Raw genomic sequence first — 21,496 nt, forward strand, 5'->3', positions numbered from 1 at the left:
CTCAGGCGGGCAGGCTCGTGTCGATGACGCAGCTGATCTCGACGAGCTGGCCGGGGAAGGTCAGCTCGGTGACGCCGACGGCCGTGGCGGCCGCGCGGTGGCCGCCGAAGTACGCCCGGTTGCCCTCGGCCACCGCCGCCGCGTTGCGCACCAGGCCCACCACGTACAGGACCTGCGAGACGATCTGCCGCCGGGTGGCGCCGTAGTGGGCCAGGACCCTGTCGATATTGGCGTGGGTCCGCTCCAGCTGGGCGGCGAAGTCGTCCGGGGCGAACAGCCCGCCCGCGTCGTCGAAGGCGAGCTGCCCGGAGACGTGGATCAGGTCGCCGGACCTGACCGCCTGCGCGTAGCCGAACTCGCTCTCGGCCGGCACGCCGTGCTCGTACACCTCGGTGGTGGCCATGGTTCCCGTCCTTCTGTCGTGCTCTCTTGCGGTTACTCGGAAACTATAGGAGAGTAGATGCTGACCTGGAAGAACGCACTTTTCAGTGACTGAGGAACCTCATGGTGACCAAGCACCAGTTCACGGGCTCGCCCGAGGACGCCGACCTGCGGCGCGCCGACTCCCTGGCGCGGCAGATCTTCTCGGACGTGGCCAACAAGTGGGCCTTCCTGATCATCGAGGCCCTGGGCGAGGGCACCCTGCGCTTCAGCGAGCTGCGCGGGGAGGTCGAGGGCGTCAGCCACAAGATGCTCACCCAGAACCTGCGCATGCTGGAGCGCTACGGCCTGGTCGAGCGGACGGTGCACCCCACCGTGCCGCCGCGGGTGGAGTACACCCTCACCGAGCCGGGCCGCGCGCTGCGGGCCACCGTCGACCAGATGTGCGGCTGGACCCACCGGTACCTCGGTGACATCGAGGCCGCCCGCCGCCGCTTCGACGGCTGACCGGCACCCGCGGACGGCCGGCCGCCCCGGGCACGCTCGCGCAGGCGGCGCGGCCGGGCATGTGCGCGGCCCACACCGGTCCGGCCGGACCTGTGGCGGCCGCGCCCATGGGCCAGGTCACATCGCGCGTCTAGCGTGCCGGGCATGGCAGTGAGCAGCGGTGGAACCGCGCCCGTTCCGGCTCCTCTCGATCCGCGCGCCCGGTCCGCGCTGGTGACCGGCGCGGCCGGCGGGATCGGGCGGGCCTGCGCGGAGCGGCTGGCGGCGGCCGGACTGCACGTCCACCTGGCCGACGTGGACGCCGAAGGGCTGGCCGAGGCGGCGGCGGCCACCGGCGGGCGCGCGCACCTGGTCGACCTCACCGACGAGGCGGCCGCCGCGGCGCTGCCCGGCGAGGTCGACGTGCTGGTCAACAACGCCGGAGTGCAGTACGTCGCGCCCGTGCCCGAGTTCCCGCCGGCCGAGTTCCGGCGCATGCACGCGCTCATGGTGCACGCTCCCTTCCTGCTCGCCCGCCGGGTACTGCCGTACATGTACGGCCGCGGGTGGGGGCGGATCGTCAACATCTCCTCGGTGCACGGGCTGCGGGCCAGTGCCTACAAGTCCGCCTACGTCTCGGCCAAGCACGCCCTGGAGGGGCTGAGCAAGGTCATCGCCGTGGAGGCGGCCGGCCGCGGCGTCACCAGCAACTGCGTCAGCCCCGGCTACGTGCGCACCCCGCTGGTGGAGCGGCAGATCGCCGAACTGGCGCGGGCGCACCGCATCAGCCGGGAGGAGGTCACCGAGCAGGTGCTGCTCGCCCGCTCGCCGCTCGGCCGGCTGGTCGACGCCGCCGACGTCGCCGAGACCGCCGCCTGGCTCTGCGGCCCGCACACCGCCGCCGTCACCGGCGCGAGCCTCACCGTCGACGGCGGCTGGACGGCCACCTGACCCCGGCGCCGCCCCGCGCCCCGCTTCTCCCCCGCCCCTCCCGCCGCCGCCCGGCGGCGGCCTACCCCCATCCGCACCCCCCGAAGACGGTGATCCCCATGTCGCAGCCCGACTCACGCACCCCGTTCCACCGGGTCGTCGTGGCCAGCCTGATCGGCACCACGATCGAGTGGTACGACTTCTTCCTGTACGGCTCCGCCGCCGCGCTCGTCTTCAACCAGGTGTTCTTCCCCGACGCCGACCCGCTGGTCGGCACCCTGCTGGCCTTCACCACCTACGCCGTCGGCTTCGTGGCCCGGCCCCTGGGCGGGCTGGTCTTCGGCCACTACGGCGACCGGATCGGCCGCAAGCAGCTGCTGGTGCTCAGCCTGCTGATGATGGGCGGCGCCACCTTCGCGATCGGCCTGCTGCCCACCTACGCCGCCATCGGCCTGGCCGCGCCGGTCCTGCTCACGCTGCTTCGGGTCGTGCAGGGCTTCGCGCTGGGCGGCGAGTGGGGCGGCGCCGTGCTCATCGTCTCCGAGCACGGCGGGCGACGGCACCGCGGCTTCTGGGCGTCGTGGCCGCAGGCCGGGGTGCCCTGCGGGAACCTGCTGGCCACCGCGGTGCTCGCCGTGCTGGCGGTCGTACTGTCCGAGGACGCCTTCCTCGGCTGGGGCTGGCGGGTGCCCTTCCTGCTGTCGGGGGTGCTGGTCGTGATCGGCCTGTGGGTCCGGCTCGCGGTGACCGAGTCGCCGGTGTTCGCCGAGGCGGCCGCCCGGGCCGAGGCCGCCGGGCGCCGCGAGCGCGCGCCGATCGTGGACGTGCTGGTCCACCACTGGCGGGAGGTGCTGGTGGCGATGGGCGTGCGGCTGGCCGAGAACGTCTCCTACTACGTGCTGACCGCCTTCATCCTCGTCTACGCCACCCAGCAGGTCGGGCTGGACGACGGCACCGTGCTGAACGCGCTGCTGATCGCCTCGGCGGCGCACCTGGTCACCATCCCGCTGTGGGGCGCGCTCTCGGACCGCCTCGGCCGCCGGCCGGTGATCGCGATCGGCGCCGGCGGCGTCGCGCTGTGGTCCTTCGCCTTCTTCCCGCTGCTCGACCTCGGCACGCCGCTCATGGTGGTGGCCGCCGCCACCGGCGGGCTGGTGCTGCACGGCGCCATGTACGGGCCGCAGGCGGCCTTCTTCTCCGAGCTGTTCGGCACCCGGGTCCGCTACTCGGGCGCCTCGGTGGGCTACCAGCTCGCCTCCATCGGCGCCGGCGGGGTGGCCCCGCTGATCGCCACCGCCCTGCTCGCCTCCTTCGGCTCCAGCCTGCCGATCTCGGTGTACGTGGCGCTCGCGGGGGCGCTCACCCTGGTCGCGGTCTGGGCCTCCCGGGAGACCCGCGGCCGCGACCTGGCCGCCCCGCCCGGGGTGTCCGCCACCACCGGTCAGGTGTAACGATCGGCGCCATGCGCGCCACATCCGCCGCCGCCCTGCGCCGGCTCCTCGCCCTGCTCGCCGACAACGCGCCGGTGGAGCGGTTCGGGGAGCCGGCCGCCCTGCTGCGGGCGGCCGGCGCCGACCCGGCCGAGGTGGCGGAGGTGGAGGCCGCCACCCTGGAGGCGCTGCGGGTGCACGGCGCGCTGGCCCAGCACCGCAGGCGCGAGGCGCAGCTGACCGCGCTCTTCGAGACCTCCGGCGACCTCGCCGCCTCCCGCGACCTGGACACGGTGCTGCGCGCCATCGTGCGCCGGGTGCGCCAACTGCTCGGCACCGACACCGCCTACCTGACCCTGGACGACGAGGAGCGCGGCGACACCTACATGCGCATCACCGACGGATCCGTCTCACCGGTCTTCCAGCGGCTGCGGCTGGGCTACGGCGAAGGGCTCGGCGGGCTGGTCGCCAAGACGGCCGAGCCCTACGCCAGCGCCGACTACCTCAGCGACCCGCGCTTCGCGCACACCGCGGCCATCGACCGGGGCGTCGGCGAGGAGGGGCTGGTGGCGATCCTCGGCGTGCCGCTGCTGCTGGGCGAGCGCGTCATCGGGGTGCTCTTCGCCGCCGACCGGGCCGCCCGCGCCTTCACCCCCGACGAGGTTGCGCTGCTGTCCTCGCTCGCCGCGCACGCGGCGGTCGCGATCGACGCGACGAAGCTGCTGGCCGAGACGCGCGCCGCCCACGCCGGGCTGCGCGCCAAGAACGCGGCGGTGCAGCGGGCCGAGGAGGCGCACGACCGCCTCACCGACCTGGTGCTGCGCGGGGCGGACCTCACCGAGGTGGCCTCGGCCGTCGGCACGGTGCTGGCCGGCGGGGTCACGGTCACCGACGCCGGCGGCGCGGTCCTGGTCCAGGTGGGGACGGCGCCGCCCGCGGAGGCGGTCCGCGCCGTCGCCGAGTCGCGGACGCGGCGGCGGGCGATCGGCCGCGCGGGGGCGTGGGTCTGCGCGGTCATGGCCGGGCCCGAGCAGCTGGGCGGGCTGGTGCTGACCGGCCGGCCCGATCTCGGCGAGGCCGACCGGCGGCTGTTCGAGCGGGCGGCGGTGGTGACGGCCCTGCTGCTGATGCTGCGCCGCTCCACCGCCGAGGCCGAGGACCGGCTGCGCGGGGAGCTGGTGGGCGAGCTGGTGGCCAGCGCGGGCCGCGACCCGGCCGCGCTGGCCGAGCGGGCCCGCCGCCTGGGCCTGGACCCCGGCCGCGCGCACACGCTGCTGCTGGCCTGGGCGCCCGCCGCCGCGCACGGGCGGCTGGCCGAGCGGGCCAGGCGGCTGGCGGCCGACGGCGGCGGCATCAGCGGCACCGACCGCGAACTCGCGCTGCTGCTGGTGCCGCACGCCGAGCCCGCGCAGGCGGCGCGGCGCGCCTCGGCCGAGCTGTCGAAGGCGCTGCGCGTCCCCGTCACGGTGGCCGCGGGCGGCCCGGCCGAGGGGCTCGGCCGGGTTCCCGGCGCCCACGCCGAGGCGCGGCGCTGCCTGGACGCGATGCGCGCCCTCGGCCTGACCGGCCGCGGCGCCGCGGCCGCCGACCTCGGCTTCGCCGGCATGCTGCTCGGCGACCATGCGGACGCGGGCGGCTACGTCCGCGCGGTCCTCGGCCCGCTGCTGGACCACGACGCCCGCCGCGGCACCGCGCTGCGCCGGACCCTGGAGAGCTACTACGCCCACGGCCGCAGCCTCACCCGCACCGCGGCCGCCCTGCACGTCCACGTCAACACGGTCTCGCAGCGCCTGGACCGGGTGGCCCGGCTGCTGGGCGCCGACTGGAACTCGCCCGACCGCGAACTCGAACTCCGGGTGGCCCTGCGGGTGCACGCACTGCGCGGCTGAGCCCCGCGGCTAGGCCGACGCGGCGCCGGCCTGGGCGCCCTGCCGGGACGGGCGGGCCGGCCTGCGGCCGGTGCGGCGGTAGCGCAGCCACAGTTCGGCGGCGATCAGGTTGACGACCCAGCTGATCCAGACGCTGACGGCGCCCACGTCGGCGATCATGGCGCTCATGTCGCCGCCGTACAGGGTGTCCACCTGCGGCGACAGGGCGAGGAAGAAGCCCATGGACCAGGGCCGGTTCAGCACGATCGCCCAGATCAGCGCGAAGCTGCGGACCATCCACTCCTGGTGGTCGGCGTACCTGCGCCGCCGCGCCATCCGGTAGCCGACGATCGTGGTGGACAGCCACAGCAGGCCCCACATGAAGCTGCCGACCTGGGCGACGATGCTGGTCGCGCTGAGCGGGACGAGGATCAGGGCGGACACCCCGACGAAGGGCACGCCGAGCAGGACGTAGGCCCGCCCGCTCCACCGGTGCAGCGCGGGACGGCGCCGGCGGACCCAGGGCGACATCTGGACGCAGGTGATCAGCAGCGCCAGCGAACCGAAGATGACGTGCGAGACGAGCAGCGGATAGTGGAAGAACACGTCCTCCCGCACCGGGAACCTGGCCTGGGCCGGGTCGAAGGTCAGGTACGGCGGGATGGAGAAGCAGACGAAGGCGAAGGCGGCCATCGACATCGGGACCAGCCAGGCCAGGTGCCGCCTGGCGCCCGGGCGGCGCGACCGGCGCTCGGGCGTCTTCTCCTGCTCGGACTCGGCCGGTCCGGTGCGGTCCGGTTCACCGAGGAGCGTCGTCACGTGTGTTCTCCCTGTCTGGTCGCGGCAACGCGGGTCCAAGGGCGGCCATCCGCCCGAACATGGTCACCCGGGCCGGTCGACCGCGACTAAGTCGAAATGACTGCATTCGGCCCCGGTCTGTGACTCGGGGACTGCGGTAGGTAACCTCAAGGCGTGATGTTCGGGCGTCAGGCGGAGTCGGCGGCGGTATCGAGACTCCTCGCTGACGCGAGGGCGGGGCGCGGCGGCGTCCTCGTGCTGAGCGGCGAGGCCGGCATCGGCAAGAGCGCCCTGCTGCGCCACGCGGCCGAACTGGCCCTCCAGGGCGAGCCGATGCGACCGCTGTCGTGCGCCGGCATCGAGTCCGACGTGAAGCAGGCATTCGGCGCGCTGCACCAGCTGCTCGGCCCGGTGCTCGGCCACCTGGACGCGCTGCCGGCGGCGCAGGCGGCGGCGCTGCGCGGCGCGCTGGGCATCACCGACTCCACGGCGTCGGACCTCCTGGTCTCCGCCGCGGTGCTGGGCCTGCTGACCGAGGCGGCCGCGGACCGTCCGCTGCTGGTGGCCGTCGACGACCTCCAGTGGGTGGACCGCGCCTCGGCCGCCGCGCTGCTCTTCGCGGCCCGGCGGCTGGCCGCCGACCCGATCGCGGTGCTCATCGCGGTGCGCGACTCCGAACCGGCCACGGTGGACATCGGCGACCTCCCGCACCTGGCGCTGGGCGGCCTGTCGGAGCTGGACACGGCCCGCCTGCTCAGCCCGCTCGGCCGGCAGCTGTCGAGCCGGTGGCTGCGCTCGGTGCACGCGGCCACGCACGGCAACCCGCTGGCCCTGATCGAGCTGGCCCGGCTCGGCGACCCCGACGCCGTCTCGGCTGACCTTGCGCTGACCGGCACGGTGCCGGCGGGCGCCCGCGTCCGCGCTGCCTTCCTGCGGCGGGTGCGCACGCTGCCGTCCGACAGCCGCGAGCTGCTGGTGGTGGCGGCGGCCGAGGAGACCGGGCACACCGCCACCGTGCTGGGGGCCGCCAACCGGCTGGGCCTGTCCGCCGACGCGCTCACGCCCGCGGAGGAGGCCAGCCTGATCGAGGTGGCGGGGCCGCGGCTGCGCTTCCAGCATCCGCTGGTGCGCTCGGCCGTCTACGCGGACGCGCCCTTCCAGCGCCGCCGCGCCGCGCACCTGGCCTTCGCCGCCCACCTGGCCGACCAGGACGAGCACGACCGCGCCACCTGGCACCGCGCGCTGGTCGCCACCGAAGCCGATGAGGAGCTGGCCGGCGCCCTGGAGCGCAGCGCCGACGCGGCGCGGCGCCGCGGCGGCGAGGCGGCGGCCGCCTCGGTGCTGCAGCGGGCCGCCCGGCTCAGCGAGACCACCGAGGGGCGGCTGCGGCGCACCGTGGCCGCCGCCTTCGTCGCCCTGGACTCCGGCCAGCCCGAGCTGGCCAGGAGGCTGGTCGACGAGATCATGGCCGAACCGGTGCCCACCGCGACGATGGCGCGGCTGACCGGCACCATCGAGCTCTACAGCGGCGATCCGGCCGTCGCCTACGAGCACCTGAGCCGCTGCGCGGAGCTGCTGGCCGAGGCCGACCCGGAGGAGGCGGCCTGGCTGTACATGCTGGCCTCGGGCGCGGCCCTCAACGCCGGCGAGCTGGCGGCCGCCAAGCGCGCGCCGCGGCGGATCGCCGAGCTGGACTGCTCCGCGGCGACGCGGCGGGCCGGCCGGGGGATGGCGCGGGCGCTGGAGGGCTCGCTCAGCGGCACCGAGCTGTGGCAGCTGCCCGAAGCGCTGGCCCGCAGCCAGCCGGAGGGCGGCGGGCGCCCGTGGATGTGGGCGACCGTGATCGCCTGGGCCGGGCCCGACCAGCACCAGGCGCGCAGGCTCGCGGAGGCGACGGGGCAGCGGCTGCGCGCCGCGGGCTCGGCCGCCCCGCTCACCGAGCTGCTGTACTACCAGGCCGACATCGAGTACCGCCTCGGCCGGTGGGCCGAGGGGATCGCGCACGCCGAGGAGGGGCTGCGCTTCGCGCACGAGACCGGGCAGCGCGGCTGGATGACGAACCTGCTGGCGCTGCTGGCCCGCTTCGCCGCGGTGCGCGGCGAGGGCGCGGCCTGCCGCCGCTACGCCGACCGCGCGCTCGCCATCGCCGTCCCGCTGCGGCACCGCCTCGCGGAGGTGACGACCAACACGGCGCTGGGCCTGCTGGCGCTGGCCGAGGGCGATGTGGAGGATGCCTACGCCCGGCTCTCGGAGCTGTACGCGCCCGGTTCGCCGCACGGCAGGGGCTACGCCGCCACCGGCACGGCGCCCGAGCTGGTCGAGGCGGCGGTGCAGGTCGGCAGGGCCGACACGGCGGCCGCCGTGGTGGCCGCCTTCGAGGAGTGGACCGGCGCCGACGGCGCCACGCCCTGGGCGCGCATCCAGCTGGAGCAGTGCCGCGCCCTGCTGGCCGCCGACGGCACCGCGGAGGGCCACTACCAGCGCGCCCTGGCCGGGGCGGGCGTCGGCGAGCTGCCGTTCGCCCGGGCGCGGATCGCGCTGCGCTACGGCGAGTGGCTGCGCCGCGCCCGCCGCTACACCGAGGCGCGCACCCGGCTGCGGACCGCCACCCAGCTCTTCGACACGCTGGGCGCCGAGCCGTGGGCCCGCCGGGCCAGGTCCGGGTTGACCGCGGCGGGCGGCGCGGCCCCCTACCCGGGCTCGGCAGCCGAACTGCTCACCCCGCAGGAGCGGGCGGTGGCCCGGTTGGCGGCCGACGGCTACAGCAACCGCGAGATCGGCGAGCGGCTGTTCCTCAGCCCGCGCACGGTCGGCTCGCACCTGTACCGGATGTTCCCCAAGCTCGGGATCTCCGCCCGGGCGCAGCTGCGCGATCTGGACCTGGGCTGAGGCGGCGCGGCGGTTTTCCACCGACCACAGCGAGCCGATTTCCCGATCCGAAAGCCGGAAACGCGAATCTCGATATCCCTGTTATCGACCGGGATGTCCCACGATTTGAGAAGAAGGCTCGCAATGCTCCCGGCGGATAATGGACCCGCGGATCCGTTCGCCCGTCAGCCGTCGGCCGGTACCACTGTTATTCCTGTTAGAGCGGCGGGTAGACCTTTCATCGGCATAAGGATTCGATCCATGGGAGGAGGTGGATCGGATGACATCCGTCAAGAGGTTCCTGCTCAATGTGCGGGCCGCGAAGGCCGGCGCGTACTGGTATTACTGGTAGCGAGAATGGTTCGGACCGCATTCCGGTGGCCGCTTCGATCGCACGGAACGGCCGGCCGGCGGACGCCGATAAGGACCGGCTGTGACGAATCGGAGTTCCGGAGTCGGTTCCGGAGGCATTCTCAACGATCCGACGGAGAAGGCGGCGAGGATCGCCTTCCTGTCCCAGAGCACGGCGCACTACGGCGACTTCTGGGAGTTCGCCCCGCACATCTATGTGGTCGCGGGTTCCGAACCGACCCGTGAGGTCTTCCGCCGCACCGGAGCGCAGTTCTCGCCCCCACCGGGCCTGTTTCCGCTCCCGCGCGGAGTGCGCCGTGCTCTGCGTCCGGGACACCTGTTGCCGGAAAGTCTGGAGGCGGCGCGGCGAGGCTTCGGCCACAGCGCGGTGGCCGGGCACACCGCCATGATCGCCGCCGAGGCCCGCGCGCTGGCCGCCGACTGGCCGCAGCACGCTCCGTGCGAGGTGCTGCCCCGGCTGAAGCGGGCGTTCTCCCGCATGGGCGCGCGCTTCTGCTTCGGCGCCGACGCCCCGGGCCTCACCCACGCAGAGGTCCCGCTGTCCCGGGCCCGCGACGGCGCCCCGCCGCGCACCGTGTACCTGCCGCGGTGGGTCCCCACCACCGCCCGGGTCCGGCTGCGCCACCGCCTGGGCGCGCTGGCCGGGCGGATCGGCGCGGTCATGGACCGGCGGCTGGCCGAGGGCCGCACCGCGGAGCCCGACCTGCTCAACGCCATGATCGTCGCCTCCCAGGCCCACGACGTCCCGCCCGGGCCGGTGATCACCCATCTGCTGGCGACGATCCTGGTCGCCACCCAGGAGATGTCCACCCGCGCGGGCGGCTGGCTGCTGTTCAACCTGGCCCGCCACCCCGAGTGGACCGAGCGGATCGCCGCGGAGGCGGCGGCGCTGCCCGCCGACCCGGACCGGGTCGGCGCCGGCCACGTCGCCCGGCTGGCCCTCGCCGACGCCTTCGTCCGCGAGACGCTGCGGCTGTACCCGCCGAACTGGCTGACCTCGCGCGTGGTGGTCGAGCCCACCGAACTCGACGGGCACCGGCTGCGGCCGGGCGACCGGGTCATGGTCTCGCCCTACCTGCTGCACCGCGACGCCCGCCACTACGAGGAGCCCGCCGCCTTCCGGCCCGAGCGCTGGCTGGCGGCGCGGGGCCCGGGCACCGCGGGCGCCTACCTGCCCTTCGGTGCGGGGCCCCGGCTGTGCCCGGGGGCGGCGCTGGCCTCCATGGAGCTCTCCCTGGTGCTGGCGTGGACGGCGCGGCACCACCGCCTGTCGTGCCCCGCCCCCTGGCCCTTCCGCCTGGAGACCGAGGGCGCGCTCCGCCCCGAGGACCTGCGCCTGGTCTTCCACCGTCGCGGCTGAAGGAGGCTCGCACGATGCTGACCCTGCCCATCACCACCGAGCGGCTGCTGCTGCGGGTGCCCGAACCCGCCGACCTCGGCCCGCTGCACGCGCTCTACACGGACCCCGTCGCCCTGGAGCACATCGGCACCCAGGCCGCCTGGAACCGCGAGCGTACGGGCCGGCTGCTGGAGAGGTGGATCGCCGACCACCGCGAGCACGGCTACGGCCTGGCCGCGGCGGTGCTGCGCGACGGCGGCGGGCTCGCCGGGCTCGTCGGCCTGTCCCCCGACGAGAACGGCGATCCCGAACTCAGCTGCATGCTGGCCCGCGCCTTCTGGCGGGGCGGCTACGGCGGCGAGGCCCTGGCCGCCTGCCTCGCCCTCGCCCAGCGCGATCCGCGCTTCCCCGTCATCCGCGCCCGGATGGAGACCGCCCACCCCGCCATCGTGCACGTGGAGCGGCAGGTCCTCTTCCGCCACGGCTTCGCCGCCACCGGCGAGGAGCCGTTCCCTCACAGCGGCAGGCTGATGCGGCACTACCGCTGGACCGCGCCGACCGACACCGCTTCGCGCCGGTAGCGGCCGGGCGCGGTGCCGAACTCGCGCTTGAACGCCTTGGCGAAGGCGAACTCCGAGGTGTAGCCGGTCCGCCGCGCCACCTCGGCCAGCGGCGCGTCTTCCTGGCGGAGCAGCCTCGCCGCGGTGGTCATCCGCCAGCGGGTCACGTACGCCAGCGGCGGCTCGCCGACCGCGGCGGCGAAGCGGCGGGCGAAGGCGGCCCGGGACAGCCCGGCCGCGGCGGCGAGTTCCGCGACGGTCCACTGCCGCGCCGGATCGAGGTGGACGCACCGCAGCGCGGCCATGACGGAGGGGTCGTTGAAGGCCGCCGCCCAGCCGCTCGCCCCGGGCTCGCCCGAGCGGTCCTCGTACCAGGCGCGCAGGATGTACAGCAGCAGCATGTCGAGCAGGGCCGGGACGATGGCGTCGGCTCCCGGGCGCGGCCGCTCCAGTTCGCTGCCGAGCAGGTCCACGGCCATCCGCAGCGAGGGGTGGCGGCCGACCCGGGCCGGCAGGTGGACCACGTCGGCCAGGTCGTTCAGCACCGGATGCGGCCGCGCCCGGTCGAGCCGGTAGGCCCCGCACAGGACGACGGCCGACGCGCGGCCCCGGTCCGGGTCCTCCGCGTCCGCCCGGTCCGGCCGGAAGTCCACCAGCGGGGTTGCGGGGTCGTCGGCCAGGCCGTGGCCGCCGCCCTTGCGCAGGAACACCACGTCGCCGGGGCCCAGCGCGAGCGGCTCGCCGTCGGGCGGCAGCAGCCAGCAGGCGCCCTGGAGCACCACGTGGAAGCCGGCGCCCTCCGTCGGCGGGAAGCGCAGGCCCCACGGGGCCTGGAAGCGGGTGCGCGAGGAGTGCGGCCGCCCGGTCCGCATGGCGGCGATCGCGTCACTGAGCACGTCCACCAGCAGAACATATCAATTCCGGCAATCAGGTGAGACGTTCAGACATGAATCAAGATTCCAGATCATTGTCCGTCTCTGTCGGCCGGTTCTACCGTTGTCAGCGTCATCACGGCGGACGGACGCGTCGAGCGCTCCGCGCCCGTCCGCCGCACCACCGTCGCCGGCCGGACCGGCGACCGGTGCCCCCTGGCCCGAAAGGACGGCCCCTCCATGGTCCGAGCAGTGCTCTTCGACGAACTCGGCGGACCCGAGGTCCTGAGGATCCACGATCTGCCCATCGGCGAACCCGGCCCCGGCGAGCTGCGGATCCGCGTCGACGCCATCGGCCTCAACCGCGGCGAGGCGCTGTTCCGCCGCGGCAGCTACTACGAGCTGCCCGAGCTGCCCGCCTCGCGCATCGGCACCGAGTCGGCCGGCGTGGTGGAGGCGGTGGGCGCGGGCGTGGACGGCTTCGCCCCCGGCGACGCCGTCTGCACCCTGCCGGCCTTCTCCATGCGCGACTACGGGGTCTACGCCGAGCGCGCGATCGTCCCGGCCCGCGCCGTCCTGCACCGACCGGACGGCCTGGACGCCGTCACCGCGGCGGCGGTGTGGACGGCCTACGTGACCGCGTACGGCGCGCTGGTGGACGTGGCCCGCCTGGGCGCCGGCGACACCGTGCTCATCACGGCCGCCGCGAGCACGGTGGGACTCGCCGCGATCCAGGTGGCGAACCACCTCGGCGCGGTCCCGATCGCCACCACCCGCGCCGGCGCCAAGCGGCGGCGGCTGCTCGACGCCGGAGCCGCCGAGGTCATCGTCACCGGGGAGGACGACCTGGTCCAGCGGGTGCTGGACGCCACCGGGGGACGCGGCGCCGAACTGGCCTTCGACTGCGTGGCCGGCCCGGGGATCCACGAACTCGCCCGCGCCGTCGTCCCCGACGGCCGGCTGATCGTCTACGGCTGGCTCGACGAGGGCCCGGTCCCCCTCCCCCTCAGGCCGGACTTCCGCGGGGTGGACACCCGCTTCCACGCGATGTTCGACATCAGCACCGACCCCGAGCGGCTGCGCCGCGCCGAGCGCTTCATCACCGCCGGCCTGCGCTCGGGCTCCTTCCGGCCGCACGTCGACCGCACCTTCGATCTCGACGAGATCACCGAGGCGCACCGCCGGCTGGAGTCCGACCGGCAGTTCGGCAAGATCGTGGCGACGGTCCGGCACTGACGGCCGGACCGCCGGCGGCGGGTCCGTGTACGCGCACGGACCCGCCGCCGGACCGCTCAGCGGACCGGGGCGCCGGGGCCCAGCGGGATGCCAAGGGCCCACCAGGCCAGGAACAGCAGGGTCCACACCACCGTCATCGCCACGGCCAGCGGGAGGGTGTAGGAGGCGAGGGTGCCGATGCCGGCGCTCTTGCGGTAGCGCTGGAGGAAGCCCAGGGCCATCACGAAGTACGGGCTCATCGGGGTGATCGCGGTGGAGCCGGAGTCGGCGATCCGGAACAGCGCCTGGGTGGTCTCCGGTGGGACGGCCAGCAGCATCAGCATCGGCACCAGCACCGGGGCGGCGATCGACCACATGGCCGAGCCGCTGGTGACCATCACGTTGACCAGCGTGAGCAGCACCAGGATGAGCAGGAAGACCAGCACGATCGGCACCCCGCTGGTCTGCAGCGCCTCGGCGGCGCGCACCGCGAGCACGTCGCCGAGGTGCGACCACTCGAAGTAGGCGAGGAACTGGGCGATCGCGAAGAACAGCACCAGCACCGGCGCCATCTGCTTGATGCCCTCGACCATCAGCCTGGGCACCTCGGCGGGCCGGGACACCGTGCCGGCGGTCCACCCGTACACGATGCCGACCAGCCCGAACATGAAGGCCACCACCACCGCGATGCCGTCCAGCAGCGGCGACTCTGCGATGGCGCCGCCCTCGCCGCGCAGCGGCGAGCCGGCCGGCAGCGCCACCGCGAGCAGCGCGGCCAGCGCCAGCAGCAGCGCGAGTCCGGCGCGGCGCAGTCCGGAGCGCTCGCGCGGGCCGAGGCTGAGCGCGGCGATGTCGTCGAGTTCGGCGTCGGGGTCGGGGTCCAGGTCGGGGCGGCGGCTGAGCACGAAGCGGGTGACCACGGTGATCACCGCCGCCAGCACGACGGAGGAGGCGATGTTGAAGAACCAGTTGCTCAGCGGGGAGACGTAGATGTCGGGGTCGATGATCTGCGCGGCGGCGGTGGTGATCCCGGCGAAGATGGCGTCGTTGGGGGTGGGCACCGGGCTGGCGTCGTAGCCGGAGGCGATGGCGGTGTAGGCCACCACGATGCCGAGGATCGGCGAGCGGCCCACGGCCCGGAAGGCCAGCCCGCCCAGCGGCACCAGGATGATGTAGGCGGCGGCCGAGGCGACGTGCGCCACCGTGCCCGCGAAGGCGACGGCGAAGACCACCCAGGCGGCCGGCACCCGCGAGACGCTGACGCGCATCAGCGCGGCCAGGAAGCCGCTGCGCTCGGCCACCGCCACGCCCATGATCACCACCAGGATGGTGCCGAGCGGCGGGAAGGACGCGAAGTTGTCGATCATCGTGGACAGCGCCATCGCGAGCCCGTCGCCGCTGAGCAGGCTGCGCACGGTGACGGTCTCGCCGTCGCTGGGCGAGACCACCGAGACGCCGAGCGCGGCCAGGACCGCGCTGGTCAGCGCCAGGATGGCGGACAGGATCCAGAACAGCCAGAACGGGTGCGGCAGCGCGTTGCCGACCCGCTCGACCACGGCCATCGCGCGGACGATGCGGGGCAGCGGCGGCTCGGCGGCCTCGGTCGCGGGCCCGGTGGGGTGTGCTGTGCTCATGCTGAGTCCTCGGGTTGTGGGCCGCCGTCAGCGGACGGGGAGCCGGTGCCGGGCGACGAAGCGCCAGAGCACCTGGTGGGCCTCGATGGTCTGGGTGGTGTGGCCGCCGCCGCTGTAGGCGTCGGCGCCCGGCCAGGTGTGCCCGCCGCCGTCGATCGCGACGTGGGCGACCGCGGTGCCGGCCGCGCAGCCGCTCCACCGCGACAGCTCGATGTCGGGCTCGATCCGCCGCACCGACGGCCGCGGCCGGCAGCCGTCCCGCCCGGCCCAGGCCGCGGTCCACTCCGGCACGGCCGGCAGGCCGCGGTCGGCGTCGCCGGTGTAGGGGATGGTGGCGTCCGCGGTGCCGTGGAACTCGATGACCGGCACCGGGCGGGACGGGCGGCACTCCTCGCCGGTGGGGTAGAAGGCGCCGGCGACCGGGGCGATCGCCGCGATCCGGTCGGCGGCCCGGCAGGCGAGCAGGGCGGTGAAGCCGCCGCCGTTGGACTTGCCGGTGGCGTAGATCCGCCGCTCGTCCAGGCAGAGCCGGTCGGCCAGCCGGTCGATCAGGTCCTCGGTGAAGGCGACGTCGTCCACGCCCGGCGCGGAGTACGGCGCGCCCTGCCAGGCCTGCCGCTCGCCCTCGCCGGTGCCGACGACGCCCTCGGGGTAGACCAGCACGGCGGGCAGTGCGGACAGGCCGGAGAAGCCCTGGAGTTCGGTGCCGGTGCTGCCGCGGCCGTGGTAGGCGAGGACCACCGGCCAGGGGCGGCGCGGCTGGTAGCCCTCGGGCAGGTGGAGCTGGTACGTGCGCTCGATGCCGCCGCTGGTGGTGCGGTACGTCGCGCTGGTGCCCGGCCGGTGCGGCGCGGCGCTGCCGCACCCGTCGGAGCCCGCCACCGGGCCCCGGTCGGCGGCGGCCGGGGCGGGCGTGCCGCCGAGCAGGGCGAGGGCGGCCAGGGCGGTGGCGAGCAGGGCGGTGGCGCGTGGGGCGCGGCGCAGGGCGGTGCCCGGTTTCCGTGCGGTCATGGGTCGCTTCCGTTCCGCCGGGGCCGGGGGCCCGCGGCTGCGTGCGGGGTTTCGGGGCGTGCTCGCCCCGCGCCGGGCGCGACGGCGGCCGGCGCTGCGGTTCGGGGTGCTGTGCGGTATGGGGTGCGGGTGCCGGGGTGGCGGGTCAGGCCGCCAGCCACTCCTCGACGAAGGCGGTGATGCGGGCGACGACGGCGTCGACGATCGCGCGTCCGTCCTCGGGGGTGGCGCGCCGGGGATCGCCGAGCACGCCGTTGCGGCTGAGCCGGTCGTAGCGCACCGCCAGGGTGGGGTGGCCGCCGCGCCGGGCCAGTCGGGACAGCGGGTCCAGCTCGGCGCGGGAGGTCGTCCCGGCGGCGAGCCGTTCGGTGCGCACCAGGTGGGGCGCCAGGTGGAGCATCTGGGCGGTCTCGGCCTCGCCGGAGTGCCCGTGCACCTCGCTGGGCCGCTGGCCGGCGATCACGTCGGCGGCCAGCGCGCTCAGCGGGGTCCAGGCGAACTCCAGCTCGGGCCGGAGGGCGAGCAGGTCCTGGGCGACGGTGCCCAGCGCGGCGGCGTTGCCGCCGTGCCCGGTGACGACCAGCAGTCTCCGAAAGCCGTGCCGGTGCAGGCTCTCGGCGTACTCGCGGACGACGGCGGCGAAGGTGGTGGTGCTCAGGCTGACCGTGCCGGCGAAGCCGAGGTGGTGCGGTGAGACGCCGACGGGCAGCGGCGGGCCGATCACCGCCCGCCCGGCCAGGCCGGCCGCGACCCGCTCGGCCACCAGCTCGGCGCGCAGCCAGTCGGTGGACAGCGGCAGGCCGGGGCCGTGCTGCTCGAAGGCGCCGGCCGGGATGATCACCACGGGGGCGGCGGCGACGGCGTCGGCGGCCTCCAGGGTGGTCATCTCGGCCAGCCGCACCGGGTGCGGGGCGCTCACGCGCCGTCCCCGGCGGCCGCGCGGGCCGCGCGGCCGGCGATGGCGTCCCTGATGGAGGCCAGGTGCTCGCGGGTCAGCCGCTCGGCGGCGGCCGCGTCGCCGTCGCGCACGGCCGCGAAGATGGCGAGGTGCTCGGCGTGGTCGCGCTCGCGGTCGTCGTAGCGGTGCCGGATCTCGATCTGCTCGCGCGCCCGGACGTGCAGCAGCGCCTCCACCGTCTCCCGGAGCAGGCCGTTGCCGCTGGCGGCGGCGAGGGCGACGTGGAAGTGCAGGTCGGGACGGGCGTCGCCGGAGGGCGGGTGCAGCGCGTTGGTGGCCGCGGCCTCCAGCGGCGCCAGCGCCTCGGGGGTGCGCGCCCGCGCGGCCGCGGCGGCGATGGCCGGCTCCATCACCAGCCGCGCCTCGACCAGTTCGAGGACCGATTCGGGCTCGGTCGGCGGCCGGTGCGGGTTCACCAGCAGTCTGCGGTCGTAGCCGGCCCCGACGTAGGTGCCCGAGCCGTGCCGCAGCTCCACCACGCCGGTCGCCTCCAGCCGGCGCAGCGCCTCGCGCACCGTGGGGGTGGTCACCGCGAACCGGCGGGCCAGATCGCGCGAGGAGGCCAGCGGGTCGCCCGGCGTCAGCCGCTCGGCTCGGATGATGCCGACGATGTCGTCGGCCAGCCGCTCGGAGAGGGAGGCTTCGCTTCGCGTCATGGAAGTGACTAAATCACTTATTCATTTAGTGTGTCAACCGTCACGTCGCCACACTCGGACGGACGGACCGAACCCGCCGGAGCCCCTGGCGCCGATCAGATGGTAAGGCTAGGCTTTCCTAAGATTTGGCGGCTCCGCCGCCGCGGCCGCCCCGTCGATGGGAACCCGGATGAGCAGTACGAACATCGCCGTCAAGCACGCTCCCGGCGGCTTCGTGACCGCCGAGGTGCTGCGCTCCGAGCAGATCTCCCCGCACCTGGTCCGCGTCACGGTCGGCGGCGACGACCTGGCCCGCTACACCTTCCAGGGCTTCGACCAGTGGTTCCGGCTGGCGATCCCGGTCGGCGGCGGCACCCGTTTCGACAATCTGCCCGAACGCATCGACATGCCCGGCTACCTGCGCTACCTCGCGCTGCCCAAGGGCACCCGCCCGGTGCTGCGCAACTACACCGCCCGCGCCTACCGCGCCGGGGCCCGCGAGTTGGACATCGACTTCGTCGTGCACGGCGACGAGGGGGTGGCCGGCCCGTGGGCGCGCGTTGCGCGGCCCGGCGAGTCCGTCGCCCTGCTTGACCAGGGCCGCGGCTACTCCCCCGTCCCCGCCGACTGGCAGCTCCTGGTCGGCGACGAGTCGGCCCTGCCCGCCGTCGCCGGCATCCTGCGCGACATGCCCAGGGACGCCGTCGGCCACGCCGTGGTCGAACTGCCCGACGCCGCCGACGCCCAGCCCACCGGCGCGCCCGAGGGCATGCGGGTGCACTGGGTGGTCCGGCCGCACGGCACTCCCCCCGGCCAGACCGCACTGGCGGCCGCCAAGGCCCTGGACCGCCCGGCCGGCGAGCCCTACGCCTTCGCCGCCGGCGAGTCGTCCCTGGCCACCGGGGTCCGCCGCTGGCTGGTGCGCGACCTCGGCGTGGACAAGTCGCGGGTCACCTTCTGCGGCTACTGGCGGCAGGGACACGGCTGAGGGGCGGCGGCCGCCGGGCGCGCTGAGCGGTCAGCCGGGAGAGCCCTGGTCGGCGAGCCGGTCCGCGAGCATGCCGGACAGGTCGCGCAGGCACTCGCGGAGGATGTGGTCCAGGTCCGGCCCGTCCGGCTCGCCGATCCAGCGGGTGAAGGCGGTCTTGAGGACGGCGACCCCCGTCTCGGCGGCCAAGCCCGCGGCCGGCTCGGGGACGCCGCGCTCGCGCAGTGCGCCGGCGATGGCCGAGGCGAAGGCCGCGAGCTTGATCAGCTCGCGTTCCCGGAGTTCCGCGTTGGCGGACACGACGGCGTCGCGCAGCCGGACGCGTTCGGGATTCTCCTGGAAGACGGCGGCCGCGGCGTGCAGCGCCGCCGCCACCGCGTCCATCGGCCCCGCCGAGGCCGGCGCCTCGGCGACGGCGCGCGCCAGTAGCTCGCGCGCCAGATCGGTGCCGTAGAAGAGGACCTCGCGCTTGTCGGCGAAGTGCCGGAAGAAGGTCCGTTCGGTCAGTCCCGCCTGCCGGGCGATCTGGGCGACCGTGGTCCGCTCGAAGCCCTGCTCGGCATAGAGCCTGATCGCCGCCTGCGCCAGCCGTCCCCGCGCGTTCGGCTCCCATCGACCCATGGCGCGATGATACGCGATGGCAGTCACTGTCATCGCTTGCTATGCTGACGACAGTCACTGACATCAGGAGGTCGTCATGCGGGTATTCGTCACGGGCGCGTCGGGCTGGGTCGGCTCGGCCGTCGTCCCCGAACTCATCGGCGCGGGCCACCAGGTCCTCGGGCTGGCCAGGTCCGACGCCTCGGCCGCCGCCGTCGCCGCCGCGGGCGCGGAGGTGCTCCGCGGCGATCTGGCGGACGCGGACGCACTCGGCCGCGGGGCCGCGGACTGCGACGGCGTCATCCACCTCGCGTTCATCCACGACTTCAGCCGCTTCACCGACTCGGTCGGGGTCGACGCACGCGCCATCGAGACGCTGGGCACCGCGCTCGAAGGCTCCGGCAAGCCCTTCCTCGTCACCTCCGGCACACCCGTGGCCGCGCACGGCGGCGTGGCGACCGAGCGCGACTGGTCGGCGCCCGGCCCCTCGGCGCCGGGGCGGGAGGCCAATGCGCGGGCGGCTCTGGCCCTGGTGGACCGGGGCGTGCGCGCCTCCGTCGTGCGGCTGCCCCGGACGGTGCACGGCGAGGGCGACCCCGGCTTCATCACCCTGCTGGTCGGCACCGCCCGCGACAAGGGGGTCGCCGGCTACGTCGGCGACGGTTCGAACCGCTGGCCCGCGGTGCACGTGCACGACACCGCGCGCCTGTTCCGCCTGGCGCTGGAGCAGGCGGCGGCCGGATCAGTGCTGCACGCGGTGGCCGACGAAGGCGTGCCGGTCCGCGACATCGCCGCGGAGATCGGCCGCCGGCTGGACCTGCCGACCGCCTCGGCCCCACCCGAGGACTTCGGCTTCCTGGGCCCGATGCTCGCCGTCGACCAGCCGGCGTCCAGCGCGCTGACCCGTGAACTGCTCGGCTGGCGCCCGGACGGGCCGGGGCTGATCGAGGACCTGGCCGCGGGCCGCTACACCGGCTGAGCGCGGCGGTCAGCGCGGAGCGAGGCCGTCGAAGAGCAGGTCCAGGTAGTGCTCGATGTGGCGGGAGGGGGTGCCGGCCGTCTGCTCGCAGGCCCAGGCGACGCCTGAGACGAGGGTGAGCAGTTCGGTCGGGTCCAGGTCGGAGCGGAGTTCGCCGCTCCGCTGGGCGCGGACCAGCAGGTCCTTCGCCGCGCCGCGCATGGCGGTGCAGGAGGCGTGCAGGGCGGAGCCCTCGTCCTGGAGGGTGGCCATGAGGGCGGCGGTGAGGCCCCGGTAGACGGTGGTCGTCTCCACGAAGGCGCGGGCCCAGGCGGTCAGCGCGGCACGGGCGGACCGGCCGTCGAGCACCTCGGCGGCGCGGGCGGTGAGGCCGTCGAAGCGGGAGCGCAGCAGGGCCTCCAGCAGGGCGTCGCGGGTCGGGAAGTGCCGGTAGAGCGTGCCGATGCCCACTCCGGCGCGGGCCGCGACCTCCTCCAGCGAGGCGTGGGTGCCGTGGTCGAGGAAGGCGGCGTCGGCCTCGGCCAGCAGCCGGTCGTAGTTGCGCCGGGCGTCCGCCCGCCGGGGGCGCGCCGTACCGTCCACCCGCTCCTCCTCCGAACTTGCCTAAGCGGAGCCATCCTCCGTATGGTAGCCGGCAGACAACCGGAGGCCAGCTCCGGTTGGATGGGAGGGGGTGGTGGCCGTGGCGGAGACGCGTCGGCGGCTCGGGCGCTTCGGGGTGTGGATCGCGCCGGTGACGCTGCTGGGCACGCCGGTGGCGGTGCAGCGGGAGCAGTTCGCGCGGATCGAGGCGCTGGGCTACGGGTCGGTGTGGACCGGCGAGCCGCCGGCCGGCTCGCCGGCGGCGGGCCGCGAGGCCGTCGCGCAGCTGGCCGTGGTGCTGGCGGCGACGGACCGGCTCGTCGCGGGCATGGGCGTCGCCAACATCGCGATGCGCGACCCGTCGGCGATGCACAGCGGGGCCGCCACCCTGGCGGAGGCGTACCCGGGGCGGCTGGTCCTCGGGCTCGGCGGCCACGGCGGCGACCGGCCGCTCGCCCGGCTGCGCGGCTACCTCGACGCCATGGACGAGGCGGCCGGGCGGCTGCTGCCGCAGGTGCGCTATCCGCGCGTCCTGGCCGCCCTGGGGCCCCGGGTCCTGCGGCTGGCCGGCGAGCGCGCCGACGGGGCCCACCCGTTCATGCAGCCGGTCGAGCACACCCGGACGGCGCGTGCGGCGCTCGGGCCCGGTCCGCTGCTGCTCCCGCACCAGATGCTGGTCCTGGAGCGCGACGCCGCGGCGGCGCGGGCGGGGATCCGGGCCATCGTCGGCTCCGGGCCGCACAGCGCCGCGACGCCCTACACCAACAGCTACCGGCGGCTCGGGTACGGCGACGCGGACCTCGCGGACGGCTACAGCGACCGGCTGGTCGACGCCGTCCTGGCCTGGGGCGACGAAGGCGCGGTCGCGGCGCGGCTGGACGCGCAGCTGGACGCCGGGGCCGACCACGTGCTGCTCCACCCGCTGGCCGACGGCCTCGGCCCGGCGGTCGACCAGCTGGAGCGGCTCGCCCCGCGCCTCATGCGCTAGGC

Annotated in this window: 20 protein-coding genes; 11 read left to right on the forward strand and 9 right to left on the reverse strand. The window is 75.4% G+C overall.

Annotated elements, in window-relative coordinates:
• Nucleotide 1 precedes the first annotated feature (1 nt).
• Nucleotides 2-403: a RidA family protein gene (locus tag CLV72_RS22750; RefSeq protein WP_106249985.1), complete on the reverse strand. Its 402-nt coding sequence runs from the start codon at nt 401-403 to the stop codon at nt 2-4.
• A 101-nt stretch (nt 404-504) separates the two neighbouring features.
• On the opposite strand from CLV72_RS22750, the gene CLV72_RS22755 reads away from it, so the two are divergent.
• The 4 genes from CLV72_RS22755 to CLV72_RS22770 all read left to right on the forward strand — a co-directional run bounded on the left by CLV72_RS22755 (nt 505) and on the right by CLV72_RS22770 (nt 5,116).
• Nucleotides 505-888 carry a winged helix-turn-helix transcriptional regulator gene (locus tag CLV72_RS22755; RefSeq protein ID WP_106249988.1) on the forward strand — a complete coding sequence of 128 codons (384 nt, stop codon included), beginning with the start codon at nt 505-507 and terminating at the stop codon, nt 886-888.
• Nucleotides 889-1,032: 144 nt separating this feature from the next.
• On the forward strand, nt 1,033-1,818 hold the full coding sequence (locus tag CLV72_RS22760) for a 3-hydroxybutyrate dehydrogenase (RefSeq protein WP_106249991.1): 786 nt from the start codon (nt 1,033-1,035) through the stop codon (nt 1,816-1,818).
• A gap of 98 nt (nt 1,819-1,916) precedes the next feature.
• On the forward strand, nt 1,917-3,248 hold the full coding sequence (locus CLV72_RS22765; protein WP_106249994.1) for an MFS transporter: 1,332 nt from the start codon (nt 1,917-1,919) through the stop codon (nt 3,246-3,248).
• An 11-nt stretch (nt 3,249-3,259) separates the two neighbouring features.
• Complete coding sequence (locus CLV72_RS22770) at nt 3,260-5,116, forward strand: helix-turn-helix domain-containing protein (RefSeq protein ID WP_106249996.1); 1,857 nt, start codon at nt 3,260-3,262, stop codon at nt 5,114-5,116.
• Nucleotides 5,117-5,125: 9 nt separating this feature from the next.
• On the opposite strand, the gene CLV72_RS22775 is transcribed toward CLV72_RS22770, so the two are convergent.
• Nucleotides 5,126-5,914, reverse strand: a complete 789-nt coding sequence (locus tag CLV72_RS22775; RefSeq protein ID WP_106249998.1) for a DUF2306 domain-containing protein — start codon at nt 5,912-5,914, stop codon at nt 5,126-5,128.
• Between the two features lie 156 nt (nt 5,915-6,070).
• On the opposite strand from CLV72_RS22775, the gene CLV72_RS22780 reads away from it, so the two are divergent.
• From CLV72_RS22780 to CLV72_RS22790, 3 genes are all read left to right on the forward strand, one after another.
• Nucleotides 6,071-8,782: a helix-turn-helix transcriptional regulator gene (locus CLV72_RS22780; RefSeq protein WP_106250000.1), complete on the forward strand. Its 2,712-nt coding sequence runs from the start codon at nt 6,071-6,073 to the stop codon at nt 8,780-8,782.
• A 670-nt stretch (nt 8,783-9,452) separates the two neighbouring features.
• Complete coding sequence (locus CLV72_RS22785; protein ID WP_146159532.1) at nt 9,453-10,493, forward strand: cytochrome P450; 1,041 nt, start codon at nt 9,453-9,455, stop codon at nt 10,491-10,493.
• Nucleotides 10,494-10,507: 14 nt separating this feature from the next.
• The gene (locus tag CLV72_RS22790; RefSeq protein WP_106250006.1) at nt 10,508-11,053 is read left to right on the forward strand and encodes a GNAT family N-acetyltransferase; all 546 of its coding nucleotides are present in this window, start codon (nt 10,508-10,510) and stop codon (nt 11,051-11,053) included.
• Here the strand turns inward: CLV72_RS22790 and CLV72_RS22795 are convergent.
• A complete protein-coding gene (locus tag CLV72_RS22795) occupies nt 11,011-11,934 on the reverse strand; it encodes an AraC family transcriptional regulator (RefSeq protein ID WP_106250009.1) in 924 nt (307 codons plus the stop codon). The two genes, CLV72_RS22790 and CLV72_RS22795, sit on opposite strands and share 43 nt — an antisense overlap.
• A gap of 210 nt (nt 11,935-12,144) precedes the next feature.
• On the opposite strand from CLV72_RS22795, the gene CLV72_RS22800 reads away from it, so the two are divergent.
• The gene (locus CLV72_RS22800) at nt 12,145-13,140 is read left to right on the forward strand and encodes a zinc-dependent alcohol dehydrogenase family protein (protein WP_106250011.1); all 996 of its coding nucleotides are present in this window, start codon (nt 12,145-12,147) and stop codon (nt 13,138-13,140) included.
• Nucleotides 13,141-13,196: 56 nt separating this feature from the next.
• On the opposite strand, the gene CLV72_RS22805 is transcribed toward CLV72_RS22800, so the two are convergent.
• The 4 genes from CLV72_RS22805 to CLV72_RS22820 form a co-directional block, all read right to left on the reverse strand.
• Nucleotides 13,197-14,753: an AbgT family transporter gene (locus tag CLV72_RS22805; RefSeq protein WP_106250014.1), complete on the reverse strand. Its 1,557-nt coding sequence runs from the start codon at nt 14,751-14,753 to the stop codon at nt 13,197-13,199.
• A gap of 27 nt (nt 14,754-14,780) precedes the next feature.
• Nucleotides 14,781-15,764: a CE1 family esterase gene (locus CLV72_RS22810; RefSeq protein ID WP_106250016.1), complete on the reverse strand. Its 984-nt coding sequence runs from the start codon at nt 15,762-15,764 to the stop codon at nt 14,781-14,783.
• A gap of 145 nt (nt 15,765-15,909) precedes the next feature.
• Nucleotides 15,910-16,683 carry a creatininase family protein gene (locus tag CLV72_RS22815; protein ID WP_245930385.1) on the reverse strand — a complete coding sequence of 258 codons (774 nt, stop codon included), beginning with the start codon at nt 16,681-16,683 and terminating at the stop codon, nt 15,910-15,912.
• The gene (locus CLV72_RS22820; RefSeq protein ID WP_106250019.1) at nt 16,680-17,378 is read right to left on the reverse strand and encodes a FadR/GntR family transcriptional regulator; all 699 of its coding nucleotides are present in this window, start codon (nt 17,376-17,378) and stop codon (nt 16,680-16,682) included. The genes CLV72_RS22815 and CLV72_RS22820 overlap by 4 nt, the downstream gene beginning before the upstream one ends.
• Nucleotides 17,379-17,547: 169 nt before the next feature.
• On the opposite strand from CLV72_RS22820, the gene CLV72_RS22825 reads away from it, so the two are divergent.
• A complete protein-coding gene (locus tag CLV72_RS22825; protein ID WP_106250021.1) occupies nt 17,548-18,345 on the forward strand; it encodes a siderophore-interacting protein in 798 nt (265 codons plus the stop codon).
• Between the two features lie 30 nt (nt 18,346-18,375).
• Here the strand turns inward: CLV72_RS22825 and CLV72_RS22830 are convergent, their stop codons facing one another.
• Nucleotides 18,376-18,966: a TetR/AcrR family transcriptional regulator gene (locus CLV72_RS22830; RefSeq protein ID WP_106250023.1), complete on the reverse strand. Its 591-nt coding sequence runs from the start codon at nt 18,964-18,966 to the stop codon at nt 18,376-18,378.
• A 76-nt stretch (nt 18,967-19,042) separates the two neighbouring features.
• On the opposite strand from CLV72_RS22830, the gene CLV72_RS22835 reads away from it, so the two are divergent.
• The gene (locus tag CLV72_RS22835) at nt 19,043-19,924 is read left to right on the forward strand and encodes an SDR family oxidoreductase (RefSeq protein WP_106250026.1); all 882 of its coding nucleotides are present in this window, start codon (nt 19,043-19,045) and stop codon (nt 19,922-19,924) included.
• Nucleotides 19,925-19,933: 9 nt separating this feature from the next.
• On the opposite strand, the gene CLV72_RS22840 is transcribed toward CLV72_RS22835, so the two are convergent.
• Nucleotides 19,934-20,506, reverse strand: coding sequence for a TetR/AcrR family transcriptional regulator (locus CLV72_RS22840; protein ID WP_106250028.1), 573 nt, complete (start codon nt 20,504-20,506; stop codon nt 19,934-19,936).
• A 100-nt stretch (nt 20,507-20,606) separates the two neighbouring features.
• On the opposite strand from CLV72_RS22840, the gene CLV72_RS22845 reads away from it, so the two are divergent.
• Complete coding sequence (locus CLV72_RS22845; protein ID WP_211303047.1) at nt 20,607-21,494, forward strand: TIGR03620 family F420-dependent LLM class oxidoreductase; 888 nt, start codon at nt 20,607-20,609, stop codon at nt 21,492-21,494.
• The last annotated feature ends 2 nt before the right edge of the window (nt 21,495-21,496 follow it).

It is taken from the genome of Allonocardiopsis opalescens (genome assembly GCF_003002095.1).
GTDB classification, from domain to species: Bacteria; Actinomycetota; Actinomycetes; order Streptosporangiales; family Streptosporangiaceae; genus Allonocardiopsis; species Allonocardiopsis opalescens.

Coding starts and splice junctions, on each gene's coding strand:
- CLV72_RS22765 (WP_106249994.1), top strand. CDS start 1,917: ATGTCGCAGCCCGACTCACGCACCCCGTTCCACCGGGTCGTCGTGGCC.
- CLV72_RS22750 (WP_106249985.1), bottom strand. CDS start 403: ATGGCCACCACCGAGGTGTACGAGCACGGCGTGCCGGCCGAGAGCGAG.
- CLV72_RS22780 (WP_106250000.1), top strand. CDS start 6,071: ATGTTCGGGCGTCAGGCGGAGTCGGCGGCGGTATCGAGACTCCTCGCT.
- CLV72_RS22800 (WP_106250011.1), top strand. CDS start 12,145: ATGGTCCGAGCAGTGCTCTTCGACGAACTCGGCGGACCCGAGGTCCTG.
- CLV72_RS22770 (WP_106249996.1), top strand. CDS start 3,260: ATGCGCGCCACATCCGCCGCCGCCCTGCGCCGGCTCCTCGCCCTGCTC.
- CLV72_RS22790 (WP_106250006.1), top strand. CDS start 10,508: ATGCTGACCCTGCCCATCACCACCGAGCGGCTGCTGCTGCGGGTGCCC.
- CLV72_RS22820 (WP_106250019.1), bottom strand. CDS start 17,378: ATGACGCGAAGCGAAGCCTCCCTCTCCGAGCGGCTGGCCGACGACATC.
- CLV72_RS22760 (WP_106249991.1), top strand. CDS start 1,033: ATGGCAGTGAGCAGCGGTGGAACCGCGCCCGTTCCGGCTCCTCTCGAT.
- CLV72_RS22810 (WP_106250016.1), bottom strand. CDS start 15,764: ATGACCGCACGGAAACCGGGCACCGCCCTGCGCCGCGCCCCACGCGCC.
- CLV72_RS22805 (WP_106250014.1), bottom strand. CDS start 14,753: ATGAGCACAGCACACCCCACCGGGCCCGCGACCGAGGCCGCCGAGCCG.
- CLV72_RS22755 (WP_106249988.1), top strand. CDS start 505: ATGGTGACCAAGCACCAGTTCACGGGCTCGCCCGAGGACGCCGACCTG.
- CLV72_RS22825 (WP_106250021.1), top strand. CDS start 17,548: ATGAGCAGTACGAACATCGCCGTCAAGCACGCTCCCGGCGGCTTCGTG.
- CLV72_RS22835 (WP_106250026.1), top strand. CDS start 19,043: ATGCGGGTATTCGTCACGGGCGCGTCGGGCTGGGTCGGCTCGGCCGTC.
- CLV72_RS22830 (WP_106250023.1), bottom strand. CDS start 18,966: ATGGGTCGATGGGAGCCGAACGCGCGGGGACGGCTGGCGCAGGCGGCG.